General features: G+C 51.9%; 20 protein-coding genes and 1 pseudogene. 9 read left to right on the plus strand and 12 right to left on the minus strand.

Features of this window, described 5'->3' with window-relative positions; all coding sequences use genetic code 11:
• Window positions 1–623, minus strand: a pseudogene (locus tag KCG48_RS00005) (IS1634 family transposase); the annotation flags it as partial.
• A 397-nt stretch (window positions 624–1,020) separates the two neighbouring features.
• On the opposite strand from KCG48_RS00005, the gene KCG48_RS00010 reads away from it, so the two are divergent.
• From KCG48_RS00010 to nifJ, 4 genes are all read left to right on the plus strand, one after another.
• A complete protein-coding gene (locus KCG48_RS00010) occupies window positions 1,021–2,091 on the plus strand; it encodes an undecaprenyldiphospho-muramoylpentapeptide beta-N-acetylglucosaminyltransferase (protein WP_211799238.1) in 1,071 nt (356 codons plus the stop codon).
• A gap of 13 nt (window positions 2,092–2,104) precedes the next feature.
• The gene (locus KCG48_RS00015; protein WP_211799239.1) at window positions 2,105–2,530 is read left to right on the plus strand and encodes a NusG domain II-containing protein; all 426 of its coding nucleotides are present in this window, start codon (window positions 2,105–2,107) and stop codon (window positions 2,528–2,530) included.
• Between the two features lie 124 nt (window positions 2,531–2,654).
• Complete coding sequence (locus tag KCG48_RS00020; protein ID WP_211799240.1) at window positions 2,655–4,226, plus strand: MBL fold metallo-hydrolase RNA specificity domain-containing protein; 1,572 nt, start codon at window positions 2,655–2,657, stop codon at window positions 4,224–4,226.
• A 209-nt stretch (window positions 4,227–4,435) separates the two neighbouring features.
• The gene (nifJ, locus tag KCG48_RS00025; RefSeq protein WP_211799241.1) at window positions 4,436–7,969 is read left to right on the plus strand and encodes a pyruvate:ferredoxin (flavodoxin) oxidoreductase; all 3,534 of its coding nucleotides are present in this window, start codon (window positions 4,436–4,438) and stop codon (window positions 7,967–7,969) included.
• A 67-nt stretch (window positions 7,970–8,036) separates the two neighbouring features.
• Here the strand turns inward: nifJ and KCG48_RS00030 are convergent, their stop codons facing one another.
• The 3 genes from KCG48_RS00030 to KCG48_RS00040 form a co-directional block, all read right to left on the minus strand.
• Window positions 8,037–8,300 carry a hypothetical protein gene (locus KCG48_RS00030; protein WP_211799242.1) on the minus strand — a complete coding sequence of 88 codons (264 nt, stop codon included), beginning with the start codon at window positions 8,298–8,300 and terminating at the stop codon, window positions 8,037–8,039.
• Window positions 8,301–8,342: 42 nt separating this feature from the next.
• Complete coding sequence (locus KCG48_RS00035) at window positions 8,343–9,587, minus strand: DNA polymerase Y family protein (protein ID WP_211799243.1); 1,245 nt, start codon at window positions 9,585–9,587, stop codon at window positions 8,343–8,345.
• Between the two features lie 137 nt (window positions 9,588–9,724).
• Window positions 9,725–10,672: an alpha/beta hydrolase gene (locus tag KCG48_RS00040; protein ID WP_211799244.1), complete on the minus strand. Its 948-nt coding sequence runs from the start codon at window positions 10,670–10,672 to the stop codon at window positions 9,725–9,727.
• 194 nt (window positions 10,673–10,866) lie between these two features.
• Between KCG48_RS00040 and KCG48_RS00045 the strand changes: the two genes are divergently transcribed.
• A complete protein-coding gene (locus KCG48_RS00045; protein WP_211799245.1) occupies window positions 10,867–12,837 on the plus strand; it encodes a DUF4352 domain-containing protein in 1,971 nt (656 codons plus the stop codon).
• Between the two features lie 61 nt (window positions 12,838–12,898).
• Here KCG48_RS00045 and KCG48_RS00050 read toward each other — a convergent pair whose 3' ends face one another.
• Complete coding sequence (locus tag KCG48_RS00050; protein WP_211799246.1) at window positions 12,899–13,477, minus strand: ECF transporter S component; 579 nt, start codon at window positions 13,475–13,477, stop codon at window positions 12,899–12,901.
• Between the two features lie 244 nt (window positions 13,478–13,721).
• Between KCG48_RS00050 and KCG48_RS00055 the strand changes: the two genes are divergently transcribed.
• The 3 genes from KCG48_RS00055 (at window position 13,722) to KCG48_RS00065 (ending at window position 18,676) form a co-directional block, all read left to right on the plus strand.
• Window positions 13,722–15,071 carry an FAD-dependent oxidoreductase gene (locus KCG48_RS00055; RefSeq protein ID WP_211799247.1) on the plus strand — a complete coding sequence of 450 codons (1,350 nt, stop codon included), beginning with the start codon at window positions 13,722–13,724 and terminating at the stop codon, window positions 15,069–15,071.
• Window positions 15,072–15,074: 3 nt separating this feature from the next.
• Window positions 15,075–16,496: an aldehyde dehydrogenase family protein gene (locus KCG48_RS00060; RefSeq protein WP_230976923.1), complete on the plus strand. Its 1,422-nt coding sequence runs from the start codon at window positions 15,075–15,077 to the stop codon at window positions 16,494–16,496.
• Between the two features lie 62 nt (window positions 16,497–16,558).
• Window positions 16,559–18,676 (plus strand): RecQ family ATP-dependent DNA helicase, encoded by a 2,118-nt coding sequence (locus KCG48_RS00065; RefSeq protein ID WP_211799248.1) that lies wholly within the window; start codon window positions 16,559–16,561, stop codon window positions 18,674–18,676.
• 62 nt (window positions 18,677–18,738) lie between these two features.
• On the opposite strand, the gene KCG48_RS00070 is transcribed toward KCG48_RS00065, so the two are convergent.
• Window positions 18,739–19,389, minus strand: coding sequence for a winged helix-turn-helix domain-containing protein (locus KCG48_RS00070; protein WP_211799249.1), 651 nt, complete (start codon window positions 19,387–19,389; stop codon window positions 18,739–18,741).
• A gap of 192 nt (window positions 19,390–19,581) precedes the next feature.
• Here KCG48_RS00070 and KCG48_RS00075 point away from each other — a divergent pair, with 192 nt between their 5' ends.
• Window positions 19,582–19,749 (plus strand): hypothetical protein, encoded by a 168-nt coding sequence (locus KCG48_RS00075; protein WP_211799250.1) that lies wholly within the window; start codon window positions 19,582–19,584, stop codon window positions 19,747–19,749.
• Between the two features lie 125 nt (window positions 19,750–19,874).
• Here the strand turns inward: KCG48_RS00075 and KCG48_RS00080 are convergent, their stop codons facing one another.
• From KCG48_RS00080 to KCG48_RS00105, 6 genes are all read right to left on the minus strand, one after another.
• Window positions 19,875–20,444 carry a hypothetical protein gene (locus tag KCG48_RS00080; protein WP_211799251.1) on the minus strand — a complete coding sequence of 190 codons (570 nt, stop codon included), beginning with the start codon at window positions 20,442–20,444 and terminating at the stop codon, window positions 19,875–19,877.
• Window positions 20,445–20,466: 22 nt separating this feature from the next.
• A complete protein-coding gene (locus tag KCG48_RS00085) occupies window positions 20,467–21,279 on the minus strand; it encodes an aminotransferase class IV (protein WP_211799252.1) in 813 nt (270 codons plus the stop codon).
• 2 nt (window positions 21,280–21,281) lie between these two features.
• Window positions 21,282–21,914 carry an HAD-IB family hydrolase gene (locus KCG48_RS00090; RefSeq protein WP_211799253.1) on the minus strand — a complete coding sequence of 211 codons (633 nt, stop codon included), beginning with the start codon at window positions 21,912–21,914 and terminating at the stop codon, window positions 21,282–21,284.
• Window positions 21,915–21,975: 61 nt separating this feature from the next.
• Window positions 21,976–22,392, minus strand: a complete 417-nt coding sequence (locus KCG48_RS00095) for a DUF1292 domain-containing protein (protein ID WP_211799254.1) — start codon at window positions 22,390–22,392, stop codon at window positions 21,976–21,978.
• A gap of 81 nt (window positions 22,393–22,473) precedes the next feature.
• The gene (locus tag KCG48_RS00100; RefSeq protein WP_211799255.1) at window positions 22,474–24,111 is read right to left on the minus strand and encodes a putative manganese-dependent inorganic diphosphatase; all 1,638 of its coding nucleotides are present in this window, start codon (window positions 24,109–24,111) and stop codon (window positions 22,474–22,476) included.
• Between the two features lie 117 nt (window positions 24,112–24,228).
• A complete protein-coding gene (locus tag KCG48_RS00105) occupies window positions 24,229–24,633 on the minus strand; it encodes a hypothetical protein (protein WP_211799256.1) in 405 nt (134 codons plus the stop codon).
• Window positions 24,634–24,765: the final 132 nt, after the last annotated feature.

Raw genomic sequence — 24,765 nt, forward strand, 5'->3', positions numbered from 1 at the left:
ATTTCGACGGGTTCATCATCCAAGTCCGTCTCAAAATAGTAATTGGTGACATCATAGAAGACCAAGGCCCCTGTGCGGCCGATCTGCTTCGCGATCGCATGGTGCATCTGCAGCTGGATCTCTTCACTGAGCACACAAAGGGTGTCCAGGGAACGGTAAATCTCTTGCGGGGACAACGCAAAGTCGCCGAAAAGATCGCCTTGGGTTTGCACGCTCTTCCACTTGCTTTGCGGATCCAGGATTCTCTTCACCGTCAAGAGCCGCAAGGCCTCGTTCAGGTCGATTTTTGATTTGGTCTTCTTCTGGTGCCGGCTCAGCACGTTCGAGATGCCCAGACTTTTGTATACCTCGTCCAGGAGAAGCCAACCATAGTTTTGGAGAGGAGCAGAGATTTTTTGGTTTAAATCCAGGGTAAGGAACAGAGTTTCTGGTTCCGGTTGAAATTTTCCTTCCTTGACGCTCTCCTTTAGTTCCGCAAGATAATTAGGATTTCCGGCTTCCAGATCGGTTAGCTTTCCCAGGGATTTTACGGTTCGGTGTTTGACCTTGTCTTTGTCGCGGTAGCCTTCCACAATCGAAACATACTGAATGCCTTCGCGATTCTTGGTTACTTTTACAAACATACCTTATTATATCATATACAACCGTATACAACAATAGAAATAATAAAAAAACCCCTGATTTTCTTTGGGATATCAGGGGGTTTGTCGCAGATGTCTTAAAGAAACTGTCAAAGTCGGGAGGGGGCCACAGACTCGCCAACAGTAGTCCAGGCCTGTAAATATTCCAAAAAATACGTCTCATCCAGTTCGTTGATCCCGATCAGCTTAATTTTAATCACCCTGTTTTTGTTGATAGGAGTTATTATAACAAATAATACGGGAGATGAAATCCGGCGTAATCCATTTCAGAAAAATTTCATTTTTCTTGGGCAATCTTTGTTATAATATTCATTAGGCAATGATCCCCCGAAAAGGACATCATGATGCCCCAATCCATGGTGAAGGAAATGTGAATACTATGCGTAAAATTGTCATGACCGGCGGAGGTACAGCGGGACATGTGAACCCGAATTTAGCCCTCATGCCGAAATTGGAAAAATTGAAATATGAAATTGTCTATATCGGGTCGAAAACCGGCATTGAACGGGAGATCATCGGCAAGACGGCCATACCCTATCATGCCATCTCCTCCGGAAAGCTTCGGCGTTATCTGGACGTGAAGAACTTCACGGATCCCTTTAAAGTGGGGGCAGGATTTTTCCAGGCCCTGGGTATTCTTCGAAAGGAAAAGCCCGATATCGTCTTTTCCAAGGGGGGGTTTGTCAGCGTCCCCGTGGTGGCTGCAGCCCGCGTGCTGAAAATTCCGGTCCTGGCCCATGAATCGGATCTGACGCCGGGACTGGCCAACAAAATTGCCGCCCGATTTGCAGACAAACTTCTGGTCACCTTCCCGGAAACCCTGCCCCATGTGGGGGAGAAGGGGATCCTGGTGGGCAGTCCCATCCGAGAGGAACTCTTCACCGGGGATGGGGAAAAAGCCAGGACCCAGGCGGGATTCTCCGCCGAAAAGCCGGTGATCCTCGTCATGGGCGGCAGCATCGGTTCCGTGAAGATTAATGAGGCCCTGCGCAGTCTGCTGCCGGAACTTCTCGAAAAGTACAGCGTCTTCCATCTCTGCGGCAAGGGAAACCTCCAGGAGGAGCTGGGGGATCTCCCGGGATACGTCCAGATGGAGTACGCGGGAAAAGAAATGCGGGATCTTCTTCAGGCAGCGGATCTCATCGTCTCCCGGGCGGGAGCCAATGCCATCTTTGAATTTCTCGCCCTGCGCAAGCCCAATCTCCTGATTCCCCTGTCCCTGGCGTCCAGCCGGGGGGATCAGATCCTCAATGCCGAAAGCTTTGAAAAGAAAGGGTATTCCAAGGTGTTGAAGGAGGAGCTCATGACCCCTCAAACTCTAAAGGCCTCCCTGGAGGATTTGTACCTTCACCGGGCAGACTATGTGAGGGTCATGGAAAAATCCGGGCTGGACAATGCCACAGACAAGATTGTGGAGCTCATCGAACGCTATGCGGCGCAAAAGCGCTGAAGGAGTGAAGGGTATGCGTGACTGGAAAAAATCTCTAAAACTTCGTCCCTGGGATCTTTTCATCCTGACGTTTTTTGTCCTCCTTAGCTTTCTTCCCACCATTCTTTTTCGCCAGTTTGCGGGAGGGACCACGGGGCAGAAGATGGTGAGCATTGTCAAAGATGGTGTGGAAATCTTCCGGACGGAGCTGCGGGATGACCGCACCGAAACCTTGTCCTTTCCCTTCGTCCATGAGGGAAAGTCCTATACGGGGATATTGGAGATGAAGGATGGGGCGGTGAGGCTTCACCGGCTGCCGGAAGACATCGTCCCCCTAGGCATCCATGAGGATATGGGGTGGATTCGGGAGCCCTTTGAGATCATTGTGGCTTTGCCGATTAAGCTCTATGTTTCGGTGGAATCCGAAGCCCCCAGCGATGTGGATATTATGGTTCAATAAGTATTTCACCCGGCAGGCCATGGCCTGCCGTTTTCTTTTCGAAAAAACATGGCGAATGTTAACAAAAAGTTCTGTCAATTCTTGGTATAATAGGAGAAAGAAGATTTTTCAAGGGAGGGGTATTATGAGGATCGAATTTTCAGGCGCTGCGGGAACGGTCACCGGCTCCAGCCATCTGCTTCGGGTGAGGGACCAGCGGGTCCTTTTGGACTGCGGCCTCTATCAGGGCAAGGATGAAAAGGATCGGGGCAATGACGTGTTTGCCTATATTCCCAGCACGGTGGATTATCTGCTTCTATCCCACGCCCACATCGATCACAGCGGCCGGATTCCGCTTCTCTACAAACGGGGATTCCGGGGAAAAGTCATGGCCACACCGCCCACGGTGGCCCTTTGCAAAATCCTGCTCACCGATTCCGCCTATATCCAGGAACAGGATGCCGAATGGGAGAACAAGAAACGGGAACGAAAGGGACTGGATCCCGTGGAACCCCTCTACACCGTGAAGGATGCGGAGGAAGCGCTGAAACATTTCGTGGCCGTGGACTTTGATGTGGAGACCACGCTCTTTGAGGGATTCCGCTTTGTGTTTCGGGAAGCCGGGCACATGCTGGGGGCAGCCATAACGGAGATGTTCATCAGCGAAGAGGAGCGAAACTTCAAATTGGTGTACACCGGCGATTTAGGCAATCAGGGGATCCCCCTCATGAAGGAGCCAAAAACCGTCAGTGAAGCGGATTTTCTGATTATGGAATCCACCTACGGCAATCGCCTTCACCCCGACAGCAGCAGCGAGCATGATGAACTGATCAAAATCATCAATGACACCTATCGACGGGGCGGAAATGTCATCATTCCTTCCTTTGCCGTGGGAAGGACCCAGGAACTGCTCTATGTGCTCAATGAGTACCGGGAATCCGGGAAACTGGAAAGAGGGGTGAAAGTGTATGTGGACTCGCCCATGGCGGCCCAGTCCACCACAGTTTTCAAGGAGTATTCCCGCTATTTTGATGAGGAAAGCCAGGAACGCATGCGCAAGGGCGATGATGTGCTGGATTTCCCCAATCTGTTCTTCACGGAATCCGTGGCCGATTCCCAGGAACTGAACCATACCCGGAAGGGCTGTGTCATCATCTCCGCCTCCGGCATGGCCACCGCTGGCCGAGTCCGGCATCATCTGAAGCACAATCTCTGGAGAGGGGAGTGCAGCATCGTCTTTGTGGGGTATCAGGCGGAAGGTTCCTTAGGACGGATCATCCAGGAAGGGGCGAAAACCGTGAACCTTTTTGGGGAAGAAATCGCCGTTCAGGCCAAAGTATTCAGCTTCAGCGGTCTTTCCGGACATGCAGACCGCAAGGGACTCTACAATTGGGTCAAAGCCATCAAGAAAGGACCCAAGGAAATTTTTCTCACCCACGGGGATGCGGAGGCAGCAGGGGCCATGAAAGAGCTTCTTCAGCAGGATGGGTATAACGTTCGCATCGCCAAGAGCGGGGACATTGTTCCCATCAAGGATTATGTGAAGCTGACGCACAGAGTCGATGAATTCCAGATGGAAAAAAGTACAGTTGAGGCAGCTCTGCGCAAGCTGAAAAAGAAGGAAGAGCTCATCCGATGCATTGAAACCCTTGATTTTGATGGGGAAAGCGAGGATCAGATCCTCCAGAAGCTCGCCACCATCGTAAAAAAACAGTGAAGACGTTTTTTTGCTAAAATGTGCTATTTCGATTGGTAAAAACGGTCTCAGTATTGTATAATATTCCTGTGTCGTTTGAGTATAGTGAATGAAATGAGTTCTCTATACTCAAATTCATGCGCTGAACCCCTCTACGGAAACGTAGGGATCCCCTGGAAGATCTTTAGGCCGGATTTTTCGGGAAATATATTGTAAGGAGAGGTATAGACATGAGAAAAACAAAAACCATGGATGGAAATATGGCTGCATCCTACATCTCGTATGCATTTACAGATGTATCAGCGATATTCCCCATCACACCCTCGACCACGATGGGTGAGAACGTTGACGAATGGGCATCCAAAGGTGTCAAGAACATCTTCGGACAGCCAGTGAAAGTCGTCGAAATGCAATCGGAGGCTGGCGCTGCCGGTGCGGTTCACGGATCACTCCAAGGCGGAGCCCTGACCACCACCTACACGGCATCCCAGGGACTCCTGCTCATGCTCCCGAACATGTACAAGATCGCCGGCGAGCTTCTTCCCGGAGTTCTCCATGTCAGTGCACGAGCTATCGCAGCCCATGCACTGTCCATCTTCGGAGACCATCAGGACGTCATGTCCGCACGTTCCACCGGTTTTGCCATGCTGGCAGAGTCCAATGTTCAGCAGGTCATGGACCTGGCTGGTGTTGCGCACTTGGCCGCCATCAAGGGAAGAGTTCCGTTCCTCAACTTCTTTGACGGATTCCGAACATCTTCTGAAATTCAGAAAGTGGAAGTCCTCGAGTACGATGAACTGGAAAAGCTCATCGACCAGGAAGCTCTGGCTGAATTCCGTAATCGCTCCCTCAACTCTGAGCGCCCCGTAACTCGCGGAACCGCACAGAACCCCGATATATACTTCCAGGGAAGAGAAGCCTCCAACCGTTTCTATCTGGCTATCCCAGAGATCGTTGAAGGTTACATGGAAGAAATCAACAAGCTGACCGGCAGAAACTATCAGCTGTTCAACTACTATGGCGCACCGGATGCTGAGCATCTCATCATCGCCATGGGCTCCGTTTGCGACACCACCGAAGAAGTGGTTGACTTCCTGAACGCCAAGGGTGAGAAGGTTGGTTTGGTGAATGTTCACCTGTACAGACCGTTTTCCACCAAGCATTTCCTGAATGCCATCCCCAAGAGCGTCAAGAAGATTGCCGTTCTGGACAGAACCAAGGAACCCGGATCTGCCGGAGAACCGCTGTACCAGGATGTCCGCAATGCCTTCTACGATGTGGCTGATCGTCCCGTCATCGTGGGCGGAAGATATGGTCTGGGATCCAAGGATGTTACTCCTGGACAGATCCTGGCCGTTTACGAGAACCTGAAGTACAACGAAGTCAAGAATGGCTTCACCATCGGTATCGAAGACGATGTGACCTACACCTCCCTGCCTAAGCATGAGGAGATTGACACCACAGCAGCTGGAACCGTACAGTGCCAGTTCTGGGGACTGGGTTCCGACGGAACCGTAGGCGCCAACAAGTCTGCCATCAAGATCATCGGTGACAACACCGACATGTATGCTCAGGGCTACTTCTCCTATGACTCCAAGAAGTCTGGCGGAATTACCGTTTCCCATCTGCGATTCGGTAAGAGCAAGATCAGAAGCCCATATCTCATTCTGAACCCTGATTTCGTGGCTTGCCATAATCCTTCTTATGTCAAGAAGTATGACATGACCAAGAACCTGAAGGAGAATGGAACCTTCCTTCTGAACTGCAGCTGGAACCTGGAAGAGCTCGGCGAGCACCTGCCTGCCAAGATGAAGAGAGACCTGGCCAAGAAGAACATCAAGTTCTACACTGTGGATGCCCAGGCCATCGCATCAGAGATCGGACTCGGAACCAGAATCAACATGATCATGCAGTCTGCCTTCTTCAAACTGGCGAACATCATCCCTGTGGAAGATGCCGTGAAGTACCTGAAGGACTCCGTAGTTAAGTCCTACGGCAAGAAGGGCGAAAAGGTCATCAACATGAACAATGAAGCCATCGACCGCGGAGTCAACGCTCTGCACAAGGTGGAAGTTCCTGCAGAGTGGGCCAACGCTGAAGATGTGGCTGCAGCTGCTGGAAAGAATGTTCCGGACTTCATCAAGAATATTCTGGAACCCATGAACGCTCAGGAAGGAGATTCCCTGCCGGTATCCGCATTCCTCGGAAGAGAAGACGGAACCTTCCCCATGGGAACTTCAGCCTTTGAAAAGCGCGGTATTGCCGTGAACGTTCCCGAGTGGAATATCGACAACTGTATCCAGTGTAACCAGTGTTCCTTTGTCTGCCCCCACGCTGTTATCCGTCCCTTCCTGATCAACGAGGAAGAAATGGCTAACGCTCCTGAAGGGTTCCAGGCGAAGAAGGCACTTGGTGGAAAGGCCTTCGGTGACATGCAGTACAAGATTCAGGTTTCTGTCCTTGACTGTACCGGATGCGGAAACTGTGCACAGGTTTGTCCTGCACCCAAGAAGGCTCTCGTCATGAAGCCCATCGAGACACAGATGACCGAGACTGCCAACTGGGATTACGCTCTGACCCTTTCCCACAAGATCAACCCCATGAACAAGAACACCCTGAAGGGCAGCCAGTTCGAGCAGCCTCTCCTGGAGTTCTCCGGAGCATGCGCAGGCTGTGGAGAAACCCCCTATGCCAAGCTTGTGACCCAGCTGTTCGGTGACCGCATGATGATCGCCAACGCTACCGGATGCTCATCCATCTGGGGCGGATCCGCACCGGCCTCCGTATACACCACCAACCATCTCGGACAGGGTCCGGCATGGGCTAACTCCCTCTTCGAGGACAATGCCGAGTTCGGTCTGGGCATCTACCTGGGCCACAAGGCACAGCGTGCGAAGCTCCTGCCTGTAGCCGAAGCCCTCGTGGCCAACGCTGAAGCATCAGAAGAGCTGAAGGCTGCCGTCCAGAACTGGATCGACAACTATGACAAGGGCGAAGAGTCCAAGGCTGCTCGAGCCGCACTGGTTCCGCTGCTGAAGAACTCCGAGCTGGCAGAAGCCAAGACCCTCTACGCTGAAAGAGACTTCCTCACCAAGAAGAGCCAGTGGATCTTCGGTGGAGACGGATGGGCTTACGACATCGGTTACGGCGGACTGGACCACGTGCTGGCCACCGGCGAAAACATCAACGTTCTCGTCATGGACACCGAAGTTTACTCCAACACCGGCGGACAGTCCTCCAAGTCCACACCGACTGCGGCCATCGCGAAGTTTGCCGCTTCCGGCAAGCGAACCAAGAAGAAGGACCTGGGCATGATGGCCATGAGCTATGGCTATGTCTATGTCGCTCAGATTGGTATGGGTGCAGACAAGAACCAGGCCATCAAGGCCATTTCCGAAGCCGAAGCTTACGATGGACCATCCCTGGTCATCGCTTACGCTCCGTGCATCAACCAGGGCCTCAAGCTCGGTATGGGCTTCAGCCAGGAACAGACCAAGCGCGCAGTGGAAGCCGGATACTGGCAGCTGTACAGATTCAACCCCGAACTCAAGGCTCAGGGCAAGAATCCGTTCACGCTGGATTCCAAGGAACCCACCAGAAGCTTCAGAGAGTTCCTCGAGAGCGAAGTACGTTATGCTTCCCTCCTCAAGGCTTACCCAGATCATGCTGAAGAGCTCTTCGCCAAGACTGAGCAGGATGCGAAGGAAAGACTGGAATCTTACAAGAGACTGGCTTCCTACGAGTACGCCAAGACTGAAGAGTAAAAATAGACCTGAAAATGCCGCCATGGTTTCATGGCGGCATTTCCTATTGGCGCTGATTTTTTAGGACCTACATCTTGAAGAGGGTCCACTGATCCGTGTCCTTCTCATACTTCAGCTCAAAGAGAACCTCCTGATCATTCACCATTCCCCGGCAGAGGAAAATCTGCATATGGTTGCCCGCCAGCTTTTCCCGCTTCCGGGCCTGAATGCTCCGGATATGGATGGTTTGGTATTTCCCCTCCTCATTGATGAGCCGAAATCGGATGGGGTGGATGAGGCCTTTGAAATCAAACCAGGCAATCATTTCGATGGGTTTGGCAAGAACTTTCATCGGTGTTGCGAAGGACGCTTCCTTCGCTTTCCCTCCTTTAGACTAAAGATAACTGTTCATGAACACATAGTCCTTTTCCTCCACGCCTCCGGAAAAAGCCTTCACCGGAGAATTGACAAAGGTGGCCCGGATCACCGCATCTCGGCCAAAATCCGTTCGCAGACGGTCAATGAGAGCATCCAGGCGTTTTCCCTTTTCCAGCCGGGGATCCTGAAAGAGGGAAAGCTGCTGGACATCCTTTTCCTCTAGCTGGGCAAAGGAAATGCCCAGGTGACGGACGGGATCGCCATTCCAGAGCTCATCAAAGAGCTGGCAGGAAACTTCCATGAGGACACTGGTGGAGTCCGTGGCAAAGGACAGGGTGGTCTGGGTGCTGGTGGTGGCGAAATCACTGGTTCGGATGTGAATCGAAATGGTTCGGGCCAGTTTCCGGGCTTCCCGGAGACGGGGCACCAGAGTTTCTCCCAGGGAAAGCAGCACATTGTGGCAGGAGATCCGATCGGTGAAATCAAAGGGAAGGGTGGTGGAGTTTCCCATGCCCTTCATCCCCACGGTGCCTTCATTGCGAACCAAAGAGGAATCCATGCCCCGGGCGTAGGCAAAGATGACGTAGCCGTGCTTTTTCAGCCGCTGGTGGAGAAATTCCGGATCGCTCCGGGCCAGATCTCCGATGGTGCGGATGTTCATGTCGCGGAGTTTTTTGGCGGTCTGGGGCCCCACCATGAAGAGTTCCTCCACGGGCAAGGGCCACATTTTTTTCTCAATTTCCTCCCGGTACAGCGTATGGACCCGGTCAGGCTTTTGGAAATCGGAACTCATCTTGGCCAAAAGCTTTCCCGTGGAAATTCCGATGTTCACCGTGAAGCCCAGTTCATCCCGGATGCGCTCCCGGATGCGGTTGGCTGTTTCCCAGGCATCCTCCCGAGTGCGCTGCCCCATATCCATGAAGCACTCGTCGATGGAATAGCGCTCGATGATGGGGGAGTATTCCCGGAGGATCTCCAGCATGGCATCACTGGCCTTCAGGTACATGCTGTAACGCGGAGGCACAATTTTGAGATCCGGGCATTTCATCAGCGCCGAAAAGAGGGTTTCTCCGGTCTTGATCCCAAACTTCTTGCTGGGAATGGATTTTGCCAGGACGATGCCGTGGCGGCTTTCCGGATCGCCGCCCACAATGGAGGGAACCGTGCGCAGGTCCAGAGTTTTCCCATGCTGCAGATCCCAGACGGCATTCCAGGAAAGATAGGCGGAGTTCACATCCACATGAAATATGATTTTTTCCATCTTCATAGCACCTGACTTTCATGTTAAAAAAGAACATGCATTCTCTTTTCAGCTTCATTATAACAGAACACACGTTCGAAGTAAAGGCGGAAGAAAAAGCGTCCTTCCGACGAAGGACGCTTCTCAAAATGCAGAGACTAAGAAGGGGGCAGATTCCCCGGGGTAAAATGCATGCGGGGATAAACGATATTGAGGAACCGGGTGATCTCTTCGTCATAGCGCTGGGGATCTACGGCCATGGCCGTGCTGTGCTCTCCACCTTCCGCCAAGTACAGGAATTTGTTTTCCACTTTGAAGGCGTACATGGCTTTGGCCATCATGGGGGGGATATAGGTATCCTGGGTTCCATGAATGAAGAGAATGGGTTTTTTAATCGAGGGCACTTCCTTCACCGGGGACACATCCTCGATGCTGAAGCCTGATTTTGATTTGATAAACTGATTCACCAGCTGCAGCAGTTTTTTGCTCTTAATTCCGCTGTCCTGCTTCAGTTTCAGGAGCAAAAGCTCCGATAGGTCCGAAAATGCGCAGTCGATGATCCCAAACTCCACCCGGGGATCCATCCCCATATGGAGAATGGAAATGGCGCCGCCCATGGATTCGCCGTGGACGCCGATATGGATGTCCTGGCCGTAGGTGGTGTAGAGGTAATCCGTCACTGCGGAAAGATCCCACTTTTCAAAATGACCGTAGGTGGTGTTGGGGCCTCCCGTTTGTCCATGATTGCGGAGGTCAAAGACCACCACGTTGAACCCTTTGGAATAAAAGAAGGGGAGGTATTTCAGGGCACCATAGATGTTCATGGTGATGCCGTGGACCAGGATCACAAAGTTTTTCGAGGGAGCGGGATAGACCCGGCCATAGAGCAAATAGCCGTAAGGCGAGGGGATTCGAAATTCGTTATAGGTGAGGGATTCCAGATAAGCTTCCGGGAAATAACCCTGCCGGCGGATCTTCTCTTTGGCCGATTCGTAGGTACGGGTTTTGGGATAGAGGATCCGGTTCACGTAACGGATGCTGATATAGACCAGTACCAGAAACAGCGCAGCCAAAAGACCCAGGAGGATGTATAGCCAGTCATTCATGAAAAATACCTCCATTCATGGATTATATTTTTATTATACGGGATAAACCGTGAAATCTCAGTGAACGAATCTGTGGAAATGATGCTAAACTGCAAAAAATATATTAACAATTCATAGCGTCACTGCATATCAAAATTATTGAAGGTATAATATTCTCAAGACACTGACAAATGTCAATGGAGGAGGGAATCACCATGAAAATTGAAGTGGACAACCTGGTTAAAAAAGGAGAAGAACTACGTAAAAAAGGTGAGGAACTGGCCAAAGAAGTCCTTCCGAAAGTCAAGGACGCCACCCAGGATTTAAAGGAATCCGTGGTTAATCTCGTGGAAAAAGGAACACAAGGGGCTCATAACCTATTCGAGAAAAAGGAAGAGTCGAAAAATGAAGTGGTCCAGCTTGTGTCCGATCATAAGGAAAATTTGAAAGGGGATGCAGGCAAAGTGCTAAAACCAAACAGCAGCAAGAAGAACACCGGCAAAATCGTCGCAGGTGTGGCTGCGGCTTCCTTGGCCGCCACCGCTTATGCGATCTACCAGAAGAACAAAATGAAGAATGAAAAGCTGAAAGCCGAGTATGCCGAAAAGCTCACCCGCTGGGCTGATCTTGATCCGACGCAGCTGGAGACGGAAACGGGTGACTTTGGGGAACCCGTAAAAATCACCCCGAAGAAAATCTATAAGGAAGGCGCCAATGCCAGCATCGATAATTTGGTGATCCAGATCACCCAGCCTTCCGAAGCCTTTGCCTTTGACCCGGAGGAAACCTCCAAGCCTTTGGCAGAGCTGGATTTCAAGAAAAAACTGAAGGAGAAGACCGCCACCATTCGGGAGAAGATTCTCAGCCGTCTGGAGGAAGGGAAACTTCAGACAAAACTGGGCACCATGGAAGCCAAGGACAAATATGTGGAGATCAAGGATCTGGCCGAAGAAAAGGTGGAGGAGCTGAAATCCAAAGTGGAAACAGAGCTGACCCCTAACATCAAGGAGGCCGTCCAGGAAGCCAAAAAACACACCGAAGAGAAATTTGAGACCGTAAAGAAGAATCTCACCGAAGATCTGGGTGAGCTGAAGAGCAATGACATGGCCTTCGAGGATCTGAAGAAAAAGCTCACGGACCTGAAAGACAAAGCCGAAGACAAGCTGGAGGACCTGGGCGAGGATGCCAAGGAAGCCTTCGGCAAGGTCAAGGACAAGGTAGAGGATGCCGCAGAAGACCTGAAGGACAGCGACCTCAAGGAAAAAGCCGAAGGCTGGAAAGAGAAGATCACGGAGAAAGCCCAGGATCTGAAAGAAGATGCGGAGGAAGCCGTGGACAAGCTGAAAGACAAATTCGGGGAGCTGAAGAAGAACGACATGGCTTTTGAAGACCTGAAAAAGAAACTCACGGATCTGAAAGACAAAGCCGAAGACAAGCTGGAGGATCTGGGCGAGGATGCCAAGGAAGCCTTCGGGAAGGTCAAAGACAAGGTGGAGGATGCTGCAGAGGACCTGAAGGACAGCGACCTCAAGGAAAAAGCCGAAGGCTGGAAAGAGAAGATCACGGAGAAAGCCCAGGATCTGAAAGAAGATGCGGGGGAAGCCGTGGAAAAGATTAAAGACAAGATTGAGGATTTGAAGAGCAACGACATGGCCTTTGAGGATCCAGAGGAACCGGATGAACCCTTTGGGGTGGAAGAGCTCATCGAGGATGCCAAGGAAGGCGGCGAAGGCCTGAAGGAAAAGGTCAAACATCTGGCAGAAACCGCCAAAGCCAAGGTCATTCCGGGAGAAAAGCCTCCCCACGACGAAGAGCTGGTGGAATTTGTGGTGACCATTCACAATAAGGGCGAAGAGGACTATCTCTTCAATCCCATGCAGCTGCAGCTCTATGATCTGAACCGCCGTTCAGTGCAGATCCGAGCCAAGCATGAAGACGGAACCACTTTGGGCAAGATTCTCCTGAAGCCCGGAGAGACCTATACAGGAAAACTCTTCGTCAAGAAGGATCAGAACCGCAATGAAGGGATCATGTTCTTCAAGGATCTATCCCTGGAGTATGGCGTGCTCTTTCTGGTGGACAAGGGAGACCCCGTGAAGGCGGATCCCGAACCGCACCTGGAAGAGGACTATCTCTACGGGGATGAGGAAGTGCTGGCGGAACAGATGGACTATAAACGGCAGTAAAACAGAAAAAAGAAGCAGGGGATGGCGAAAGCCATCCCCTGTATATTGCAGATTTCAGATTCTATTTCTTGATTTTCTTATAGGCCAGGACAACGGGCACGCTGATGAGCACAGAAAGCACAGCCTCGGGAATTCCGTTGGTGGCGGCTATGGACAGGAGGCCTAGGGTGGCCGCTTCCCGGGTAAAGCCCAGGGCCTTGGCGAAGGCCTCAAAGTAGATGAGATAAGCTAAGCCCAGCACTCCGACGGTGTTGGTCATGGAGCCCAGAAAGGCGGAAACCGCAATGCCGCTTTTTCGATTTTTCAGCGCCCGGTACAGGTAACCTGAAACTACACCGATGAGGATTCGAACACCCACGGAAATCAGCGGATTCCAGAAGATAAAGCTCGTCACGGTGGGCGTGGTGAAGGCGCGGATCATGCTGGTGAGACCGAAGATGGCTCCAATGAGGGCACCCACAAGAGGCCCTTCGATGAGTGCGCCGATGATGACGGGGATGTGCATGATGGTGGGGCTGATGGGGGGGATGGGAATGAACCCCAGGGGGGTCACCGACAGCAGAATGGAGATCCCGGAAAGGAGTCCCACCATCGTCAGTTGACGAGTTTGAAGACGTCGTTTAGGTGTAGCGGTTTGCATAGATTTTTCCTCCGTTCTTATTCCTGATGGGGATATAATTCGGAACCGGTATGGTTTTGAATTATGTTCAGTTTCGCATCGAATACTGACAAACTAATTTTAGCATGTGCCGTTGAAAAGTAAAGAGCAACGGGCCAAAGGACCCGCAAGAATTCGTGGGGAAGGAGCACGGGATAAGAGGAAGGAAGCTGGGGCAAGATGTGGTAAAATGGAAACAAGTATACCAAGATTGGAGGAGTCGGTTATGAAGGTGATAATTATTGGTGCTGTGGCCACAGGGCTCAGCGCCGCATATCAGGTCCGGCGTCATCTTCCGGAGGCGGTGGTGACCGTGCTGGAAAAGCAGGAGGACATCTCCTATGGCGCCTGCGGATTTCCCTATTTCATCGAAGGACTCATCCGGGAAGAAAAATCCCTCATTGCCCGGGACAAGGCCCGGGTGCTTCAGGACGGCATCGATCTTCGGACGGGATGGGAAGTGACGGCGGTAGATGTGCAGAAGAAAACCGTCACGGCAAAAGTGGCGGGGGAAGATGCGCTGCAGCAGCTGCCCTATGATCGCCTGGTCATTGCCGTGGGCGGAAAAAGCAAAAGAATTGCCGGACTGGCGGGGATGAAAGGCGTTTTTCCCCTGAATACCCTTCAAGATGCCCGGGAAATCAAGGCCTTTATCGAAACCCGAAAACCCAAGAGTGCCGTGGTCATCGGCGGGGGCAATAAAGGGGTGGAGCTGCTGGAAGCCCTGATCCACCGGAAAATCAGCGCCCGGCTGGTGGAGTACCTTCCCCGGATTCTGGGATTCTACGATGAGGAGGTGAGCCGTCTTTTACTGGAAAGACTCCAAAAAGAAGGTCACGCCCTCCATACAGGAGAAAAAGTGCTCCAGGGGAAAACAGACCAAGAGGGGTATGTCACCGCCATCCTCACCGATCGGGGAGAATACCCTGCGGAGCTGGTCATCGAAACTGTGGGGGTGGAACCCAACACGGATTTCCTCGAAGGAACGGGAATCAACCGGGAAAAAGGGGCCATCATCACCGATCTCTATGGTCGGACCAATGTGAAGGATGTGTATGCCGGGGGTGACTGCGCTATGATCTACAATGCCCTGGAAGGGCGAAACATCTATATGCCCCTGGGAACCAATGCCAATAAGGCCGGAAAGCTCATCGGCCTCGCTATCGCTGGAATCGAACCGGGATTTCGGGGGAGTCAGGTCAGCTCCATGGTCCGCTGCTTTGGTTATGAACTGGGCCGAAGCGGCGTCAACGACGATGCGGCGGCAGCTTTGGGCTGGGTCACGGACAGCGTATTGGTTCGGACAAAGAATAAATCCAGTTACTATCCCGGAAGTCAGGAAATGTACGTGAAGCTCACCTATCTGAAGGAGGACGGAAAGCTCGTGGGGGCCCAGGTTTTCGGTCCGGAAGGGACTGCCCTCAGGATCCAGGGGCTGGCGGTGGCCATATATGCCGGCCTCAAGGTCCAGGACCTGGAATATCTCGATTTTGGCTATATCCCGCCGCTGAACAGTCCCTGGGACTCCATCAATGTGGCCGCAGGGAAAGCCACCGCAAAAATGAAAAGGAAGTGACCTATGGAACGTCAGCATTCATCCATCGTTGAAACTCCAGGAAGCCCGGAAGAAATCCAAACCCAGCTCCAGATCATGGACCGGTTCCTGGCCACGGGACGAACTCGCAATTTGAATTTTCGGGTGGCGATGCTGGAACGTCTCTCGCGAAGCATCCGCCGTCATGAGGAGGAGATCCTGGAGGCCCTACGCAAGGACCTGGGAAAATCCACCGCAGAGGGGTATACCACGGAAGTGGGGATCCTCTATGAGAACATCCGGCATTTCCAGAAGAATCTCCATTTCTATGCCCGAAGAAAACCCCTGCGCCGTCATAAGACCAACTTCCTTTCCCAGGGGTATCTCTACAAAGAACCCTATGGCAAGGTCCTCGTCATCTCCTCCTTCAACTATCCCTTCCAGCTGGCGCTGGAGCCCCTCATCGGCGCCATTGCTGCAGGAAATACAGTGGTACTGAAACCTTCGGACCAGGCGGGGTATACGGAGGCTGTTCTTCAAAAAGTTCTGGCCGAAGCCTTTCCCCCCAGCTATGTGCGCGTCCTCACGGGAGGGCCGGAAGTGGTGGAAGCCCTGACCCAGGCGCCCTTTGACTATATCTTTTTCACGGGGAGCACGCGAACGGGAAAGCGGATTATGGAGAATGCGGCCCGGAATCTCATTCCGGTGACCCTGGAACTGGGCGGAAAGAGTCCAGCCATCGTGGGTCTTCGGGCGAATCTTAAAAACGCTGCCCGGAAGATCGCCTATGGGAAATTCATCAATGCGGGGCAGACCTGTATTGCCCCGGACTATGTCTTTGTCCACGAAAAAGTTCAGGAAGAGTTCCAGGAGGAGCTGAAGAAAACCCTGAAACGGTTCTATGGGGAAGACCCCCGGCTGTCGCCGGATTACTCCCGCATTATCAACCGAAGGGCATTTCAGCGGCTGGAGAAGATTTTGGAAGCCGATGGGGCTCATCTTATTTATGGCGGAGCCACGGAGGTGAAGGAAAACTATATTTCGCCCACGCTGCTGACGGGAAACTTCCATGAGCTGACCTCCATGGAGGAGGAAATCTTTGGACCGATTTTGCCCATCATCCCGTATCGGGAGATTCAGGAGGTACTTCGGCTCATCCAATCCAGGGAAAAACCCCTGGCACTCTATGTCTTTACGGAAGACCGGCCCCTGGCCGATGCCATCATTCGACGCCTGTCCTTTGGCGGGGGATGCATCAACGATACCCTCTTCCACATCACCTCGCCCTACATGCACTTCGGCGGTGTAGGAAGTTCAGGCATGGGACGATATCACGGGAAGGCGTCCTTTGACACCTTCACCCATGAAAAATCCGTGCTGAAATCCAGCAGTGCGCTGAATATGCGCCTGAATGAACCTCCCATCGGGAAACTCAAAGAAAAAATCATCCGGAAAGTTCTGCGCTGAGAATGGACAGGGAGAGTCTGAAGTCCCCATTGGCAGCCTACAGTTGACATCAAGGAGGAAACATGGAGATCTACAAGGTTCTCAAGAAATATTTTGGTCTGGATTCCTTTAAGAAGGAACAGGCGGAGCTCATCAAGGAGATCCTCCGCGGAAAAGATGTGCTGGGCATTCTGCCCACGGGCTATGGGAAATCCCTTTGCTATCAGGTGCCGGCGCTGATGATGCGGGGCTCAACGCTGGTCATTTCGCCCCTGATCTCCCTCATGAAGGATCAGGTGGATGGGCTTCTGGATCGGGGGATTCCCGCCACCTTCCTGAACTCCTCCCTGGATCTGGAAGAGTCTCGCCGCCGCCGTCAGGACATTCAGCGGGGGATGTACAAACTGATTTATATTTCGCCGGAGTCTCTGAAATCTCCGCGGATCGCCGGAATCCTCCGGAACTTGGGGTTAGCCCAGGTGGCCGTGGATGAAGCCCACTGCATCAGTATCTGGGGCCATGATTTCCGGCCTTCATACCTGGACATCCGGCATTTCATCGACACTTTGCCCAAGCGGCCCGTGGTCACCGCCTTCACGGCCACGGCCACCGAGGCGGTCATCGAGGATATTCTCATGCTATCGGGCCTTCAGGACCCTTTTCAGATTCGGGGGAATCTGGATCGCCCCAACATCTTTTTCAGCGTGGTGAAGCCCCAGGATGATCTGGAAGAGCTGATTCGGATCATGGACAAGCGCCGGGGCCATCAGGGCATCATCTACTGCCAGCGGAAGAAAGAAGCGGAGGCGCTATCGAGAATTCTAGAGCATCGGGGCCACAGAACGGGACTTTACCATGGGGGCATGGACGATGCCCAGCGGCATAAGGTCCAGGAGGATTTTGCCTTTGACCGCATTCAGGTGGTGGTGGGAACCAGCGCCTTCGGCATGGGCATCGACAAGTCCAATGTGCGCTTTGTTATCCATATGGGCATTCCCATGAACCTGGAGTCTTTCTACCAGGAAGCCGGCCGGGCCGGCCGCGACCAGGGTTACAGCGAAAGCTACCTGATTTATCGGGAACCGGACTTCCAGCGCCAGCTGGGCCTCCTGCAGCATAATCTTCAATCGGAGGATCGGCTCCTCATTGAACGGGACAAGCTCGTCACGATGGACCGCTATGGCCGAGGGCGGAAGTGTCTGCGCAGTTATCTTCTGGATTACTTCCACTCCAATCCCAGGCAAGGAATGCTGGGGGAGAAGGAGGAAAGCGTTCCCTGCGGAAGCTGCTCCGTCTGTGCCCAGCAGGGGATACTCCCTTCAAAAGTCCTGGATCCGCTCATCCTACAGAGCATGGAAACTCTCCCGCAGCCGGTATCCCGGGAAAGGCTCCTGCTGCTCTTCCAGGAGGAAGAACTCCAGACTGGAGGACTTAATCCCCTGGCCCGTTATCCGCAGGAAAAACTTGCGGAACACCTGGAGGAACTGGTGGTCCAGGGACAGCTTCTCGCCTCTCCCCAGGGCTATGCCCTGACCGCAGAGGGGAAACGATGGGCGGAGAGAATGCTGCCGGAAGACGAGCAGGCGCCGGAGGAAACTCAACCCGAAACTCCCACCCAAGAGCTCTTCCAACAGCTCAAGGAGATCCGGAAGGAAATCTCCTGGATGGAGAACATTGCGCCCTATATTATTTTCCATGATGAAACCTTAAAGGACATCATCCGCCGCTATCCCCGAAACCGCAGTGAATTTATGGAAATTCGCGGAGTGGGGCGGACCAAGGCCATGAAATATGGGGAGATCTTCATTGAAGCTCTTCGGGCCTTTGAAGAGAAGAACCCCCAGGTGAGAAAGAAGCCCCTGGTTCTGCCTGAAGCTTCCCCGGAAGGGGAGGAGGGTTTTGTGGATGCCTTTGAACTCCATCAGGAAGGCAAGACCGTGGAGGAAATGGCCCGCATTCTCGGGGTGGTCCCGGGGACTGTGGTGGACCGGCTCATTCGGGACCATGCCAAAGAGCGCCCCGTGGATCTTCAAAGGATCTTCAACGCCGCGCTGGAAAAGGATATACTGGACAGCATCCGCCGCCATGGACCGGAGAAGCTGAAACCCCTGAAGGATGACCTGGAAGCCCAGGGGAAATCCGTGGAGTATCTGGATCTCAAAGTAGTGCTCTACAAGCATTTTGGGATCCGAAAAAAATAACACAAAAATCGGGAGCCGAATGAAGAAACGGCTCCCTTTCAGGTGAAGGAGGAACGGAAGGTCTAGCCTTCCAAGTATTTGTAGCCTTTTCCCCAGACGGTTTTCACCAGTCCGCGGTAGGGCCCGAGTTTGCGCCGCAGAGACTTGATATGGGTATCGATGGTACGGGAATCCCCCAGGAAAGAATACCCCCATACTGCTCGGATAAGCTCATCCCGGGACAGGGAAATTCCTTCGTGAAATTTCATGTAGATGAGGAGGTCGTACTCCATGGGGGTAAGGGAAAGCAGATTTTTCTTCAGATAAACCACCTTATTCCGATAATCAATGGACATGTCTTTGTATACGGAGGTGGCGGAAAGGTCGGTGGAAATCCGGACCAGACTGGAAAGAAAACTGACAGTCAGGGGATGTTCCCGGATGACGTATCCATTGAAGGGAACTTGCTCGATTTTCTCCAGAAACTTGGATCGGGTATCTTTTTTCATCATAAATATATTCAGGTCTTTATCATTTCGAAATAAATCATTCAACTCGGTCTGATGTCTTCGATAAAAGCTCTCATGGACAATGACGACATTCGCCGGTGTCTGAAGGCTGGACCGGATGAACTCGGGGGTCGTGGAAAACGATAATTCGAAATCCTCCCAGATGGCGGGAAGTTCGTCCACGACGGCGTCATGGGGGAAACCCGCTAAGATTATCCTGTGCATCTCATCACCTCAACCTGTATCTTAGCATTTAGATTTGAAGTAGATTTAAAGAAAAGCCAGAAAAACCGTGAATTAAGAAAATCTTCATGAATGGAATTTCCCCGAGGAAAAAGGATAATTGTACACCTTATACGCCGGGTGTGCTATAATATAGAAGAATAGAAGAGAAATCATAGGCAAGGAGGAACGCAAATGAAGTGCTGCAAGCTTTTGGTCGTGTCAGCGGTTTCCCTGGTGGCAGGAGCGCTGATTTACAAGACCGTTGTGGACCATAAGGAAGAGATTGATTCTTTTGTCAACGAATACGGCGAGTTCATCGAAGATGATGTCATCGAGCCGGAACTACTGGAAGAGGAATAAAAACAAACGACGGCTGCTGAGCAGCCGTCATTTTTTTGAATTAAATTTAGTTTTAGATTCAAATAAATTTCGAGTAAAATTCAATATTTTTTCAGAGAACGGAGAAACGCTCTCTTTTCTGTTTCTCAGTCGTAAATGGTGATGGAACCGTCATCCTCGAGATAGAAGACGATCTTGTGGGCCTTCAGGGTATCCACCGTATGCTGGTAGAGGGCCTGTTTGCCTTCCAGAATTTGCTCCGCTTTTTCATTCAGCTGCTCCCGCTGGGTTGTGGTCCAGGGGATGTCCTTGATTTCCTGGGTATAGAGAACCCAAGCCACCAGCTGGGTTTTCAGGTTTCCATAATCCCCATAAAGCGGTTCCAGAAGTTTATGATGGTATTTGGGGGGAGTATCCAGGTCCTGCACCTTCACTTCCAGGAGGTTCAAGGGGATGCTGATGTCTTCTCCCGCCATTTTGCGGTCCAGGAGCTGCAGCAGTTCCTTTTCGGACTCTTCGAAGGGGATGAGGCATTCCGTGACAAAGAAGGTGTAATAAAAGGAGGTTTTGCTTCGGACGTGAGGGGGTCCAAAGGGAAGATTTTGGCTGCTTCCGGTGACCCAGCCCAGGAGACTCCCGGCCATCCCGGGCACCAGGGTGAACAGGAAGGTGACGAGAAGCAGCAGCGAGAGAAATCCGATCAGCAGTTTTTTCATCCTCTTCCTCCTTTCGCGCCAATCAGCGGTGTTCGTCCTGATAACGCTGGATCTTATCCTCGTAACATCGGCGAATTTTTTGGATTACCGGATTTTCCGTACTGGAGAGCGTCCGGTCGTCAATGCTTCGTATGGGCAGGACCTTGGGGGAGGTGCCGGAAATGAAGGCCCCATCCCAGGTGGGAAGATCCGTCAGGGGGACGGGAACTTCCTCCACGGGAATCCCGTTTTCCTTGCACAGGTCGAGAATCCGCTGCCGGGTAACACCGCCCAGGACATCCTTCAGGGGAGGGGTCAGCACCTTGGCTCCCCGGACAAAGAAGAGGTTGGATTTGGAGCCTTCCGTAATGCATCCTTCAGGATTCACCAGGAGTGCCTCATAAATGTTTTTCTCTTCGATGAAGGCGGTCACCGCCGCTTTATACCGGGCATCAATGACCTTGGCGTTGGGGTTGTGGCGCACAATGGCCATGGTCGCCGTGTCCACGCCTGATTCATACAGTGCGTCCCCAGGATAGGCATGGGGGATGAAATAGAGATAAATATCCGGCGCAGCACCGTTGATGAGAAGCTTGATGTTTCCATTTTCCACTTCATTCTTCTTGATCAGAAGGAGGAGCAGATTTCGGATCTTTTCCGGGGTTTCCGTAAGTCGCATGCCCTGCAGAGCGAGGGAGGAGGTCATGCGGGAAAGGTGGTCCTCCAGAAAAAGAGGGATTCCGTCAATGACGCGAATGACTTCGTAGACATTCTGCGGGTTCAAGGTGAAGGAGAAGTCGGCGGCATCCGCGAACTTTCCGTTCTTCATAAAAAAACGGCCAACGATTTTTTCCATAGTTACCTCCAGAATAATACCGGGTATTTGGGGTTTCGCTTGCGGTAGTTAATGAGGAAAGGTTTCCCCACAATCTTTAACAGGGGTTCATCGCTCATGGAGTCGGAAAACATATAGGACTCGGCATAATCCACATCCTGTCCTTCCAGCGCCGTATAGAGCCTCAGCACTTTCTCCGCGCCTTTATTGTTTTCGCCCTCCATGATCCCCGTGAAGCGGCCCTCTTTTACCTGAAAACGGGTGCCCATGACAAGATCTGCCTGGCAGATGGTCTTCAGCTTGGTGATATAGAATTCAGGCGATGCGGACGTTAGGATGATGGTGTACCCTTTTTCCTTGAGCTCGGCAATTTTCTCCAAGCCATCGGCATAGAGAAGGGGAATGAGACGCTTTTCGAGAAACTCCTCACAGAGGGCATCCAGGCGCTCCATGGGCATGTCCTGCAAAAATGCAAGAAACATTTCCTTTGTTTCTTTTTCCTTGATCATCCCCAACTGATACAGCCCACCGCTGGCAGCGGCCTTGGGCAGATGCCGGAGATAGGCGGGGTGTTTGCGAACGAGAAAAGCATAAAAGGCGATGAGAGTTTCTTTTCGGGTTAGGGTGAAATCCACATCGAATAATGCCAGTTTCATGGAAATACCTCCAATAAAGAAAGCCTTGAGTGGTCCCCAAGGCTTTCAAGTGTGTGGTGTCTTACTGAAGTTCTTCGGAATCTTCCAGGGCTGCATAAGCCTCGGATACCTTTTCGAACTCATCCTCACCGAGGAATACCAGTTCTCCGTCTTCGCCTTCCACTCTCAAGGGGGTGACGGACTCATCGTCGTTCATGACGAGGACATAGACATTTCCTTCAAATTCAAATTCATCCACAATGGGATATTCTTCCGTGGTGCCATCTTCATTTTCGAAGGTGACGACGGGGGTGTGCTCATGGTCATGCTCGTGGTCATGGTCATGATGATGATGCTCGTGGCCGCAGCCGCATCCTTCCTCTTCAGTCTCGTTGTCTGCGCAGCAGCAGGCCTTGGTGTCCTTTTCCTCGGCGGTGTTTTCACAGCAGCAGCTGTTGTCTTCGCAGCACTTGTTGTTTTCATTTATTGTGTTTGTCATGTTGTTCCTCCAGAATTTATTTCAATACATCTTATTCTATCACATTTTCCTTGAGAAGGAAGTTAATTTTGCACTTGGAGATTACCGGGTAATCACCGCGGAAATGGGCGGAATGACCTGCTTTTTACGGGAGAGGATTCCGGGGATGTACACGGAATTGTCTGTGAGTTCCACGTTAAAGGCTTTGCTGACCAGATCCTTGTGTTTACCCACCACAATGAGTTCAGAGCCTTCTTTGTAGATGTCCGTGACAATGAGGAGCTGCAGGCTGAAGTTATGCTCCGCGGTCATGTCTTCCATGGCGGCGAGAATGGGGGCCTTCAGATCCTTCAGGGACTGGGCATCCATGGTGTACACCTGGGATACGCCGATGCGGGCATTGTCATAGGTGAAGATCTTGAAGTCCTGCTTCAGGATTTCCTCCGGGGTCTTGCCGGCGAGGGATGTGCCGTAACGGAACATTTCCAGGGCGAAATCTTCCACATCGATGTCGGCGATCTGGGCCAGCCGGTCCAGGACAATCCGGTCGATGTTGGTGGAGGTGGGGGATTTGAAGAGCAGGGTGTCGGAAATGATGGCTCCAGCCAGGATCCCAGCAGTCTTCTTCGAAGGTCGGATTCCATTTTCAAAGAAAATGTTCGCCACGATGGTGGAAGTGCTCCCCACGGGTTCGTTGCGGAAGAAGATGGGGGTGGTGGTGGCCACATCAGCCACGCGGTGATGATCGATAATTTCGGTGATCTCCGCTTCATTGAGTCCTTCCACGGACTGACCCTTTTCGTTGTGATCCACCAGGATAACCTTTTTCTTCTTGCCGGAAATCAGGTGGAAACGGGAGATGGTGCCGATGACCTTGGAATCGTCATTGACCACGGGGTAGCTTCGGTAACGGGTTTCCGCCATGATTCCGCGGATGTCGCCGATGTAGTCATCGGAGGAGAAATACACGATCTTCTCCTTGCTCATGACGTACTTCACCGGCACCGCCTGGGTGATGAGCCGCGAGGTGGTGTAGGTGTCGTAGGGCGTATTGATGACGGTAATTCCATTCTCCTTGGCTTTGGCCAGAAGATCCTCGTCCATCTTGCCGTTGCCGGTGATGATGATGAGGGAGACTTTCTTCTCCACCGCCACTTCCAGGAACTCTTTCCGGTCCCCGGAGATGACTACATCGCCTTCCTCAAGGGTTACGCCGATCTCCTCCGGCGCGGCGGAGAGGGAATAGATCTTGCCGTAAAAATGGCGTCGGTCTTTGACGCTGTTGATCATCTGTCCTGTCAGCGTGTCCAGGATATTATTCACCGTCACTTTGGATTTTCCCAGAATCATGTTGTCCCAGACATCCATGTAGCTTTCCGTGACATTGGAAACAGAAACGACGCCGCAGAGGCGCTCATTTTCATCCACCACGGGAAGGCTCTTGACGTTGTTCATCCGCATGATGTTCCACGCCATTTTCAAGGTGATGTCCGAGGAAATGGGGGCGATTTTATCAATATTGAGGTCGCTGACCTGCAAGCGGACGTTTTCGATATACTGGGGAGGCTCCACCCCGAAATACGCCAGGATGAATTGCGTTTCCCGGTTGATGTCCCCCAGCCGAACAGGAATGTAATCTCCGTTGCCGGTTTTGTTTTTGAACTCCGCATAGCCTAAAGCTGCGCAGATGGAATCGGAATCAGGATTCCGGTGGCCGGTGATGTAAACTGTATCCTTCATAGTTGCCTCCAATCACATATTATTTTCGTAGGAAAGGGCGTTCCTTGCCCTTGGAATCCATGACTTCACCTTAAATAAGAAACAAGTCTGCAACACGAAGAAGCAGACTTTGAGGATTTACTTTCTTTTATACTGAACCTGACGCTTGGGCATAGGGGCATCGATCTTGAAGAGATCCTTGCGGGTGGTGGTGTTGCGGATATTCTTGATTTCCAGAACATCGCTGTTTTCTTTTCCCTTCTTGCCCTTCAGTGCCTGAAGCAGAATGACATTGCCCTGGCTCACCGCGATAAACTCGGGTTTCTTAAACCATCTTCGGGCTTTGTACTCTGAACGGACGACATTTTTGGACCCTTCCGGCTTCAAAATGATCGTGGCTTTCAGAATATGGAAGATCCAGAGAATTTTCTTCTCTTCCACCTTTACGGAAAGAACCGTACCGTAGGCTTGTGTGATGCGGTCTCCGTACTTTTTGAGATAATTGTCTGCATAAAATTTCTGCAATTTATCCTTAAAACCCATTCCATAAACTCCTTTATAATCCAATGATTGCTACACAATATTATAACATAAACCCTCGAAAAGTATACTTGAAATTCCCGGACCAGCCGGGAGAAATAAAGGTTTACCGTGAACGATTTTATCATGAAGGCG

The sequence above is a fragment of the Proteiniclasticum sediminis genome, from assembly GCF_018128025.1.
GTDB classification, from domain to species: domain Bacteria; phylum Bacillota; class Clostridia; order Clostridiales; family Clostridiaceae; genus Proteiniclasticum; species Proteiniclasticum sediminis.

Coding starts and splice junctions, on each gene's coding strand:
- KCG48_RS00010 (WP_211799238.1), top strand. CDS start 1,021: ATGCGTAAAATTGTCATGACCGGCGGAGGTACAGCGGGACATGTGAAC.
- KCG48_RS00070 (WP_211799249.1), bottom strand. CDS start 19,389: ATGCACAGGATAATCTTAGCGGGTTTCCCCCATGACGCCGTCGTGGAC.
- KCG48_RS00030 (WP_211799242.1), bottom strand. CDS start 8,300: ATGAAAGTTCTTGCCAAACCCATCGAAATGATTGCCTGGTTTGATTTC.
- KCG48_RS00015 (WP_211799239.1), top strand. CDS start 2,105: ATGCGTGACTGGAAAAAATCTCTAAAACTTCGTCCCTGGGATCTTTTC.
- KCG48_RS00075 (WP_211799250.1), top strand. CDS start 19,582: ATGAAGTGCTGCAAGCTTTTGGTCGTGTCAGCGGTTTCCCTGGTGGCA.
- KCG48_RS00105 (WP_211799256.1), bottom strand. CDS start 24,633: ATGGGTTTTAAGGATAAATTGCAGAAATTTTATGCAGACAATTATCTC.
- KCG48_RS00085 (WP_211799252.1), bottom strand. CDS start 21,279: ATGGAAAAAATCGTTGGCCGTTTTTTTATGAAGAACGGAAAGTTCGCG.
- KCG48_RS00055 (WP_211799247.1), top strand. CDS start 13,722: ATGAAGGTGATAATTATTGGTGCTGTGGCCACAGGGCTCAGCGCCGCA.
- KCG48_RS00080 (WP_211799251.1), bottom strand. CDS start 20,444: ATGAAAAAACTGCTGATCGGATTTCTCTCGCTGCTGCTTCTCGTCACC.
- KCG48_RS00020 (WP_211799240.1), top strand. CDS start 2,655: ATGAGGATCGAATTTTCAGGCGCTGCGGGAACGGTCACCGGCTCCAGC.
- KCG48_RS00035 (WP_211799243.1), bottom strand. CDS start 9,587: ATGGAAAAAATCATATTTCATGTGGATGTGAACTCCGCCTATCTTTCC.
- KCG48_RS00060 (WP_230976923.1), top strand. CDS start 15,075: ATGGAACGTCAGCATTCATCCATCGTTGAAACTCCAGGAAGCCCGGAA.
- KCG48_RS00100 (WP_211799255.1), bottom strand. CDS start 24,111: ATGAAGGATACAGTTTACATCACCGGCCACCGGAATCCTGATTCCGAT.
- KCG48_RS00045 (WP_211799245.1), top strand. CDS start 10,867: ATGAAAATTGAAGTGGACAACCTGGTTAAAAAAGGAGAAGAACTACGT.
- KCG48_RS00090 (WP_211799253.1), bottom strand. CDS start 21,914: ATGAAACTGGCATTATTCGATGTGGATTTCACCCTAACCCGAAAAGAA.
- KCG48_RS00040 (WP_211799244.1), bottom strand. CDS start 10,672: ATGAATGACTGGCTATACATCCTCCTGGGTCTTTTGGCTGCGCTGTTT.
- KCG48_RS00050 (WP_211799246.1), bottom strand. CDS start 13,477: ATGCAAACCGCTACACCTAAACGACGTCTTCAAACTCGTCAACTGACG.
- nifJ (WP_211799241.1), top strand. CDS start 4,436: ATGAGAAAAACAAAAACCATGGATGGAAATATGGCTGCATCCTACATC.
- KCG48_RS00095 (WP_211799254.1), bottom strand. CDS start 22,392: ATGACAAACACAATAAATGAAAACAACAAGTGCTGCGAAGACAACAGC.
- KCG48_RS00065 (WP_211799248.1), top strand. CDS start 16,559: ATGGAGATCTACAAGGTTCTCAAGAAATATTTTGGTCTGGATTCCTTT.